Annotated in this window: 1 protein-coding gene; it reads left to right on the top strand. The window is 70.0% G+C overall.

Features of this window, described 5'->3' with window-relative positions:
• Positions 1 to 48: 48 nt before the first annotated feature.
• A complete protein-coding gene (locus BJ970_RS29470; RefSeq protein WP_184730295.1) occupies positions 49 to 10,047 on the top strand; it encodes a non-ribosomal peptide synthetase in 9,999 nt (3,332 codons plus the stop codon).
• The last annotated feature ends 5 nt before the right edge of the window (positions 10,048 to 10,052 follow it).

Genomic DNA, 10,052 nt, shown 5'->3' with positions numbered 1-10,052 from the left:
GCGACCACAGCCAGGAACCCGCGGCCGGGATTTCGGATTGGAGTTTCGATGAGCCCGTCGAGGCTGGAAGACGTACTACCGCTGTCCCCATTGCAAGAGGGGCTGTGGTTCCACGCCCTCTACGACTCCGATGCCGACGAGGTCTATAACACCCAGCTCGTGCTGGAACTGGCCGGCGACGTTGACCCGGAGCGCTTCCGGGCGGCGCTGCGGGTGCTGCTGGCGCGGCACGCGAACCTGCGCGTCGGTTTCCGGCAGCGCAAGGGCGGCCAGCCGATCCAATACGTGGTGCGCGACGTCGAGCCTGCTTGGGAGGTCGTCGACCTGCCCCCGGCGGAGCTGGCGTCGTTCCTGGCCGCCGACCGGGCGCGCCGCTTCGACGTGCGCACCCCGCCGCTGTTGCGATGCACGCTCGCGCGCCTGCCGGACCGGACCTCCCGGCTGGTGATCACGAACCACCACCTGCTGCTCGACGGCTGGTCGGCCCCGTTGCTGATCAACGAACTGTTCGCGCTCTACCGCAGCGGAGACGCGAGCGGACTGCCCCCGGTCACCCCGTACAAGGACTACCTGCGCTGGGTGTCCGAACAGGACCCTGCGGTCTCCGAGCGGGCCTGGCGGAGCGCGTTGGACGGGCTGACCGAACCGACCCGCGTCGCTGAGCCAGGGCGCGCTCCCCAGCTGCCGGAACGGGCCTGGCTGGAGCTGCCCGCCGACGGGATCGACGAGCTGTGCCGACGGCGCGGCCTGACGGTCAACACCCTGGTCCAGGGCGCCTGGGCGGCCGTGCTGGGGCAACTGACCGGCCGTCAGGACGTGGTGTTCGGCGCGACCGTTTCCGGGCGGCCGCCGGAGATCCCCGGCATCGAGACGATGATCGGCCTGTTCATCAACACGCTGCCGGTGCGGGTCCGGCAGGATCCGGCCGCGCCGCTGATCGACAACCTCGTGCGGCTCCAGGACGAACAGTCCGCGCTGCTGTCCCACCAGCACGTGAGCCTCGCCGAATTGCAGCGCGGCGTCGGGGCCGGGCCGCTTTTCGACACGCTGCTGGTGTTCGAGAACTACCCGCTCGATTCGCTGGCCGACGAGGAGGAGAACGAGCCGCGCATCACCGGCGTCGAAGGCGGGGGAGCGACGCACTACCCGCTCGGCCTGATCGTCGCCAAGACCGGCACGACCCTGCAATTCCGGCTCGACCACCGGCCGGAGGAGTTCGACGCCGAGCAAATTCTCCAACGCCTGCGATGGTTCCTGACCGCCGTGGTCGACGACCCGGACCAGCCGTTGGGACAAGTAGAGCTGCTGGACGAATCCGAGCGGCACCGGCTGCTGCGCGAGTTCAACGACGACGAAACCGCCCCCGAAGGCCCGAGCCTGGTCGAGCGGTTCCAAGCGCGGGTCCGGCAGACACCGGATCATCCGGCCGTCGTCCACGCCGGCGGCACAGTCACTTACCGCGAGCTCAACGAGCGGATCAACCGGTTCGCACACCACCTCATCGCCCGCGGTGTCGGGCCGGGCAGCCTGGTCGGGGTCGCCGTGCCCCGGTCCGCCGAACTGGTCACCGCCCTGTTCGCGGTGGTCAAGACCGGCGCCGCCTACGTTCCGGTGGAGCCCGACCACCCCGCCGAACGCATCGAGTACATCTTGCGCGACGCCGGTCCGGATCTGGTGCTCACCACAAGCGAAGTCCGGCTTCCCGCGCAGAACACGCTGTTCTTGGACGAGCCGCTGCCGGAGTACCCGGCCGTCGATCCCGGTGTCCGGGTCGGCGGTGCCGATCCGATGTACGTGCTCTACACGTCGGGATCGACCGGCCGTCCGAAGGGCGTGGTCGTGCCGAGGAGCGCCGTGCTGCACCGTCTGGTCGGCATGCAGCGGGAGTACCGACTGGACGCCGATGACCGCGTGTTGCAGAAGACTCCGGCCGGTTTCGACGTCTCGGTCTGGGAATTCTTCTGGCCGCTGACCGAGGGTGCCACGCTGGTGCTGGCGGCCGACGGCGGGCATCGCGACGTCGACCACCTCGTGTCGGTGATTCGCGAGCATGAGGTAACGACCGTCCACTTTGTACCGCCGGTGCTGCGGATGTTTCTGGAAACCCCGCAAGCGGCGGCATGCACCTCGCTGCGCCGGGTCTTCACAGGTGGCGAATCCCTGCCTGCCGACCTGCAACACCGGGTCTGGCCGACGTTGCAGGCCAGGCTGCACCACCTCTACGGCCCGACCGAGGCCACCATCGACGTCACCTGCTTCGACTGCGACCCCGACGACGTCCAGGATCCGGCCCCGATCGGCCGGCCGGTGCCGGGTGCCCGGCTGTATGTGCTCGACGCGGCGCTGCGTCCGGTTCCGGTAGGTGCCATCGGCGAGTTGTACCTGGCCGGAACGCAACTCGCCCACGGCTACCACCGGCGTACCACGCTGAGCGCGGAACGCTTCGTCGCCGATCCCTTTGGCGCGCCGGGCAGCCGGATGTACCGCTCGGGCGATCTCGCCCGGTGGCGCGCCGACGGCGTGCTGGAGTTCGCCGGGCGGGTGGACGACCAGGTCAAGGTGCGCGGCGTGCGGATCGAACTCGGCGAGATCGAGGCCGTCGCCCGCGAACACCCCGACTGCAACCAGATCGCGGTGGTGGTGCTCGGCGAGCCGGGGCGGGAGCGGCTGACCGCCTACGTCGTCGGCCCGGCCGGACTGCTGCGCGAGCACCTGCGGCGAAACTTGCCGGACTACCTGGTGCCGACGTCGTTCGTCGAGCTCGACGCGTTGCCGTTGACCGCCAGCGGCAAGCTCGACCGCAAGGCCCTGCCCGCCCCGGACGAGGAGTTCTCCGACCAGGGTCGAGCGCCGCGCTCCCTACGCGAGGAAATTCTCTGCGGACTGTTCGCGGAAGTGCTCGGCGTCCCGCGCGTGCACGCCGACGACAGCTTCTTCGAACTGGGCGGGCATTCGCTGCTCGCGACCCGGCTGATCAGCCGGGTCCGGGCGGCTTTCGACGTGGAACTGTCGGTGCGCACGGTGTTCGAGTCGCCGACGGTGGCGAGCCTGGCCGCCCGGCTGGACGGCGCCGCCGAAGCCCGGCCCGCGGTGCGACCGGCGCCGCGCGACGAGCGCATCCCGCTGTCGTTCTCCCAGCAGCGGCTGTGGTTCCTCCAGCAGCTCGAAGGCCCGAGCGCCACCTACAACGTCCCGATGACGCTGCGGCTTTCGGGACCGCTGGACCGCGACGCGTTGCAAGCAGCGATCAGCGATGTCGTGGACCGGCACGAGAGCCTGCGCACGGTGTTCCCGGCGGTCGACGGAACCCCGCACCAACAGGTGGTCGAGCAGCGCCCGGCGCTGCGCGTGCACGACGTCGACCGGCTCGAAGTGCAGCTCGCCGAAGCGGTGCGCGAGCCGTTCGACCTCGGCGTGGAACCACCTCTGCGGGCGAGTCTTTTCGTGCTGGATCCCGAAGAACACGTGCTCTTGGTGCTGCTGCACCACATCGCCAGCGATGGCCGGTCGAGCGGCTTACTGGCACGCGACCTCGCGACCGCCTACGCGGCCCGCTGCGAGGGGTGCGGCCCGAACTGGTCGGCGCTACCGGTGCAGTACGCCGACTACGCGCTGTGGCAACGAGAACTGCTCGGGCGCGAGGACGACCCGGAAAGCCTGGTGGCGCGGCAACTCGGCTTCTGGCGCGAACAGCTCGATGGCGTCCCGGCGGAGTTGAAGTTGCCGACCGACCGGTCCCGCCCGGCCGTGGCCACGAACCGGGGCGACGGCGTGGAATTCGAGCTCGGCCGCGCCGCGCACCGCGCGCTGGCGCGGATCGCCCGGGAGAACCAGGCCAGCGTGTTCATGGTGGTCCAGGGCGCGATCGCGGCCCTGCTGACCCGGATGGGCGCGGGCAATGACATCCCGCTGGGCACCTCGGTGAGCGGCCGGGGTGATGAGGCGCTGGACGAAGTGGTCGGGTTCTTCGTGAACACCCTGGTGCTGCGCACCGACACCACCGGCGATCCGGGCTTCCTGGAATTGCTGGCCCGGGTCCGGCGCACCGACTTGGCCGCCTACGCGCACCAGGACGTGCCGTTCGAGCGGCTGGTGGAGGTGGTCAACCCGGTCCGGTCGATGTCCCGGCACCCGCTGTTCCAGGTCATGCTGGACTTTCACCGCGACGAACACGCGGAGTTCGAACTCGCCGGGCTCGTCGTGGAGCGGGAGCGCAGCGGCACGGACATGGCCAAGGTCGACCTGACCTTCCACGTCGAAGAGTCCTATGCCGCCGACGGCGATCCGGGCGGGGTGCAGGGCGTGCTGGAATTCGCCACCGACCTGTTCGACCGCCGCAGCGCCGAGGCCATCGCGGCGCGCCTGGTCCGCGTTCTCGAAGCGGTGGCGGCCGATCCGCGCACCTCGATCGGCGATCTGGACATCCTGCCCGACGACGAGCGGGATTTCGTGCTGCACGAGTGGAACCGCACCGGCCACGAGGTCGTTGCGGCGACCCTGCCCGAGCTGATCGAGCAGCAGGTCCGCCGCACGCCGGACACGCCCGCCGTGGCCTTCGGCGACACCGTGCTCGACTACGCCGAGCTCAACCGCCGGGCGAATCGGCTTGCCCGGCTGCTGATCGCCCAAGGGGTCGGCCCGGAGCGGTTCGTCGCCATCGCGCTGCCGCGCTCCGTGGAGCTGGTGGTCGCGCTGCTCGCGGTGCTCAAGACGGGCGGGGCGTATCTGCCGCTGGACCCGGCGCATCCGGCTGAGCGGATCGAATTCATGCTCGACGATGTCCGCCCGGTGCTCGCCCTGACCGACCGGGATTTCGCCGGTCGGCTGCCCGGCAGTACCCCGAGGCTGCTGGTCGACGAGCTCGATCTGTCCACAATGGAGACTACAGATCCGGTCCGGGAGCTGGCCGACCGCAACGCCGCGTTCGTGATCTTCACCTCTGGTTCCACCGGCAGGCCCAAGGGCGTCGTCGTCCAGCACGACTCGCTCAACCAGTACCTGTCGTGGGTCCGCTCGGCGTACCCCGCGGTGGCCGGGCGCGCGCTGGTGCACTCGCCGGTGTCTTTCGACCTGACCGTGACCGGCCTGTTCGCGCCGCTCACCACGGGTGGCTGCGCGCAGCTGGTCGAGCTCGACGAATCCGCGCGGCTGACCGAGCAACCCGCGTTCGTCAAGGCCACGCCGAGCCACCTGCCGGTGCTGCTGACGCTGCCGCCGGAGTGCTCGCCGACGCAACAGCTCGTGCTGGGCGGGGAGTCGCTGATGGGCGAGGTGCTGGAGCAGTGGCGGGCCCGCCACCCCCGCGCGACCGTGATCAACGAGTACGGCCCGACCGAAACCACCGTCGGTTGCACCGAATACCGGATCGAACCCGGCGACCCGGTGCCCACCGGAGTGGTGACGATCGGTCGGCCGATTTGGAACACGCAGATGTACGTGCTGGACGCGGCGCTGCGCCCGGCCCCGGTCGGCGTCGAAGGCGAGCTTTACATCGCCGGCGACCTGGTTACCCGTGGCTATCTGAACCGGCCCGGCCTGACCTCGGCCAAGTTCGTGGCCAACCCGTACGGTCCGCCGGGTTCCCGGTTCTACCGGTCCGGCGACATCGCCCGCTGGAACGCCGACGGCATGCTCGAATTCGTCGCGCGGGTGGACGACCAGGTGAAGATCCGTGGCTTCCGGATCGAGCTCGGCGAGATCGAAACCGTCCTCAACCAGCACGCTTCCGTCCGGCATGCCGCCGCGATCGTTCGCGAGGACACGCCCGGCGACAAGCGCTTGGTCGCCTACGTCGTGCCCGAGGGCGGCTGCGATCCGGGCGCGTTGCGCGAGTATGCGTCCGAGCGGCTGCCTGAGTACATGGTTCCGGTCGCGTTCGTGCTGCTGGCCGAGCTGCCCTTGACCGGTAACCGCAAGTTGGACCGCAAGGCCCTGCCTGCCCCGGAGTTCGCGGGCGATGCCGACGGCCGTGGCCCCCGCGACGCCCGTGAGGAAGTCCTCTGCGGGCTGTTCGCCGAGGTGCTGGGCGTGGACTCGGTCGGCATCGACGACGGGTTCTTCGAGCTCGGCGGGCACTCGCTGCTGGCCACCCGCCTGATCAGCCGAATCCGGGCGGAACTCGGCGTGGACCTGGGAATCCGCAGCCTCTTCGAGTCGCCCACCGTCGCCGGCATCGCCGAAGCGCTCGGCACCGCCGAACCGGTCCGCGCGCCGCTGGTGCCGGTGCCGCGACCCGACCGGATCCCGCTGTCCTTCGCGCAGCAAAGGCTGTGGTTCCTGTATCAGCTGGAGGGGCCGAGCCCGACCTATAACATCCCGCTGCTGCTGCGGATTTCCGGCGAACCGGACTTTGCGGCGTTGCGCGCTGCGGTCGAGGATGTCCTTGCCCGGCATGAAAGCCTGCGCACCATCTTCCCGGACGTCGACGGCACGCCGTACCAGCAGGTCCTTGACCCCGCTCCGGTTGTCATCCACCAGACCGGCGACGTGGACGAGGCCGCCCGGTACCCCTTCGACCTGGCGCGTGAGGCCCCGATGCGGGTCGCGGTGTCCCAGACGGGACCGGGAGAACACGTGGTGCTGGTGCTGCTGCACCACATCATCGCCGACGGCGGATCACAGGGGCCCCTCGTGCGCGACCTCGCGGCCGCCTACACCGCACGGGTCGCGGGCAACGCGCCGCAATGGACCTCGCTACCCGTGCAGTACGCGGACTTCACCTTGTGGCAGCGAAAAGTCCTCGGAGACGAGCACGACCCCGCCTCCAGCGCTGCGCGGCAGCTGGCGTTCTGGCGCGAGACCCTGGCCGGAGCGCCGGAGCGGATCGAGCTGCCCACCGACCGTCCCCGGCCCGCCGTCGCGACGTATCGCGGCGACGCCCTGGAATTCGCCGTTGACGCCAGGACACATGCCGCGCTGACCCGGCTCGCGGCGGCGCACGACGCCACGTCGTTCATGGTCCTGCATGCCGCGCTGGCGGCGCTGCTGACCAAACTCGGGGCGGGGGAGGACATTTCGATCGGCACCGCGGTCACCGGTCGCGGCCAGACGGAACTGGACGAGCTGATCGGGTTCTTCGTCAACACCCTGGTGCTGCGGACCGACACCTCGGGCGACCCGGGATTCGTCGACCTGCTCGCCCGGGTCAGGCAGGCGGACTTGGCGGCATACGCGCACCAAGACGTCCCGTTCGAGCGGCTGGTGGAGGCGATCAACCCGGCCCGGTCGCTATCGCATCACCCGCTGTTCCAGGTCGCGTTCGCGTTGCAGGGCGACGATGTCGTCGCCGAACCGGAGTGGCCGGGGCTGCGCGTTGAGGTCGAGGGTGCGGGCGCCGGTGCCGCTAAGGTGGACCTCGCGTTGAGCCTGCGGGAGAACCGCGACGCCGACGGCCAACCCGCCGGGATCGACGGTGTCGTCTCGTATCGAACCGATCTGTTCGAAGAGATCACCGCGCAATCGATCGCCGACCGCTTCACCGCGCTGCTCGTGCAGATCGCGGCCGATCCGCACCGACGAGTGTCCACTATGGATGTCCTGACTGTCGAGGAGCGCCTGGCGCTGTCCGCCGAGCTCACGCAGCCGTGCGACCAGCCGACCTTCCCGGAGCTGTTCGAGCGGCAAGCGGACCTGGTGCCCGGCAATGCCGCCGTCGAGTTCGACGGCGGGGGGTGGACCTACGCGGAGCTCAACGAGCGGGCCAACCGGTTCGCGCACCACCTGATCGCCCTGGGCATCGGCCCAGGTGACGTCGTCGCGCTCGCGCTGCCGAAATCGGGCGAGCTGATCCTGGCGATCATCGCGGTCCTCAAGGCGGGCGCGGCCTACCTGCCGGTGGACGTCGAGTACCCGAGCGAGCGGATCCGGCACCTGCTGGCTGACGCCACGCTCGTCGTGTCCGCCACCGATGTGGCGGTGCCCGGCGCGCCGCTGCTGCTCGATTGCTACCTCGAAAGCCGGGGCTTCGCGGATCAGCCCATCACGAACCCGACCGACACCGACCGGGCGGCGCCACTGCGGGCCGCCTCGGCGGCCTACGTCATCTACACCTCGGGCTCGACCGGAGTGCCCAAGGGCGTCGTGGTCTCGCACGCCGGTTTCGCCACCCTGGCCGGGAACCAAGTCCGCAACTACGGGGTGCGCGGCGACAGCCGCGTGTACCAGTTCGTCTCACCGAGCTTCGACGTGTCGGTGGCAGACCTGTGCATGGCGCTGCTCTCGGGCGGGTGCCTGGTGGTCCCGCAGCGCACGACGACCGGCGCGGAACTGGCCGCAGAGCTGGACGGCAAGCGGATCTCCCACCTGCTCATCCCGGCGTCGGTGCTGGCCACGGTGCCGAAAGTGGAGCTGCCGCACCTGCGGTGCCTCATCACCGGCGCCGAGCCCTGTCCGGCGGAACTGATCGAGTTCTTCGGCCGCGACCGGACCATGATCAACGCCTACGGCCCGACCGAGGCGACCGTGGAGGTCACCTGGGCGCATTGCCGAACCGACATCCACCCGGCACCGATCGGCCGACCGCTGGAAGGCGTTGCGGCCTACGTCCTCGACTCCTACCTGCGGCCGCTGCCGGCCGGCGTGGTGGGGGAGTTGTACGCCGCCGGGCCCGGACTCGCGCAGGGCTACCGGGGCCGGTTCGGGCTGACCGCGCAGCGGTTCGTCGCGAACCCCTACGGTCCGCCCGGGTCCAGGATGTACCGGACCGGTGACCTGGCGCGCTGGCGCGCGGACGGGCGGCTGGAGTACATGGGGCGCGCGGACGACCAGGTGAAGATCCGCGGATTCCGGATCGAACCGGGCGAAATCGATTCCGTGCTGGCCGCGCACCCCGATGTCGAACAGGCGCGGGTGGTGGTGCGTGAGGACCGGCCGGGTGATCTGCGGCTCGTCGGCTACGTGGTCTCGTCCGCCGCGCCGACGGAGCTGCGGGCGCACGCCCGCGACGTGCTGCCGGACTACATGGTGCCGTCGGCGATCGTGGCGGTCGACGAATTCCCGTTGAGCCCTAACGGAAAACTCGACCACACCCGCCTGCCACGGCCCTGCGCGCCCACCGACACGGCCACCAGGAAGCCGCGCTCGCCGCGCGAGGAACTGCTCTGCGACCTGTTCGCCGAGGTGCTGGGACTGGAGTCGGTCGGCATCGACGACGGCTTCTTCGAACTCGGCGGACACTCCCTGATCGCGACCCAGCTGGTCAGCCGCATCCGCGAGGTGCTGGGTGCGGAAATCGGGGTCCAGACGGTGTTCCGCGCGTCCACGGTGGCCGAGCTCGCCGAAAGGCTCGACGAGGGCGGCGATCGCTTCGACGTCATGCTCACCTTGCGCGGCGGCGAGGGGATGCCGCTGTTCTGCATCCACCCGGCCACCGGTCTTTCCTGGTGTTACTCGGGGCTGCTGCGGCACACCGACATGCCGCTCTACGGCCTGCAACTGCGCGGCATGGACGGTCGCGACGCGCTGCCGGAAAGCTTGGAGCGGCTTGCCTCGGATTACGCCGACCAGATTCAGAAGGTCCGCCCGCAGGGGCCCTACCACCTACTCGGCTATTCCCTCGGCGGCAACATCGCCCACGCCGTGGCGGCTGAACTCCAGTCACGCGGCGAGCAGGTGGGAGTGGTGGCGCTGCTCGACTCCTCGACGGCGGATGTCGGCTTGGACGAACAGGAAGTCCTGGGACGCCTGTTCGACGATGTGGTCGGAGACCCCGAGTGCGGCGACTCGTCTCAGCAGCGCTCTCGCATCGCGGCGGCGCTGCGCGACGGCGTGCTCAACGCCCTTCCGGCCGAGCACCTTCCGTCGGCGGTGGATGCGATCGTCAACGCCGTCCGCATCTCGGCGGGTCACTGCCCGAGAGTCTTCGATGGGGACATCCTGCTGGTGACCTCTCGCTCGAACCCCGATCTCCAGCCGGAATGGACACCGCACGTCACCGGCCAGGTGCGGGTGGAGCGAATCGACTGCACCCATGACGAGATGCTGGACCCGGCACCGCTGGCGGAGATCGCACGCCTGGTCACTTCCCTGTGGAGAAGCGATTTCCATTGAGGTGA

The sequence above is a fragment of the Saccharopolyspora phatthalungensis genome (assembly GCF_014203395.1).
GTDB lineage: Bacteria > Actinomycetota > Actinomycetes > Mycobacteriales > Pseudonocardiaceae > Saccharopolyspora > Saccharopolyspora phatthalungensis.
Note: the sequence above shows the minus strand (reverse complement) of the source record. Positions and strands in the feature narration are given on the sequence as shown.

What these genes read in the sequence shown, in the direction of transcription:
- BJ970_RS29470 (WP_184730295.1), top strand. Translation starts at nt 49, where the DNA reads ATGAGCCCGTCGAGGCTGGAAGACGTACTACCGCTGTCCCCATTGCAA.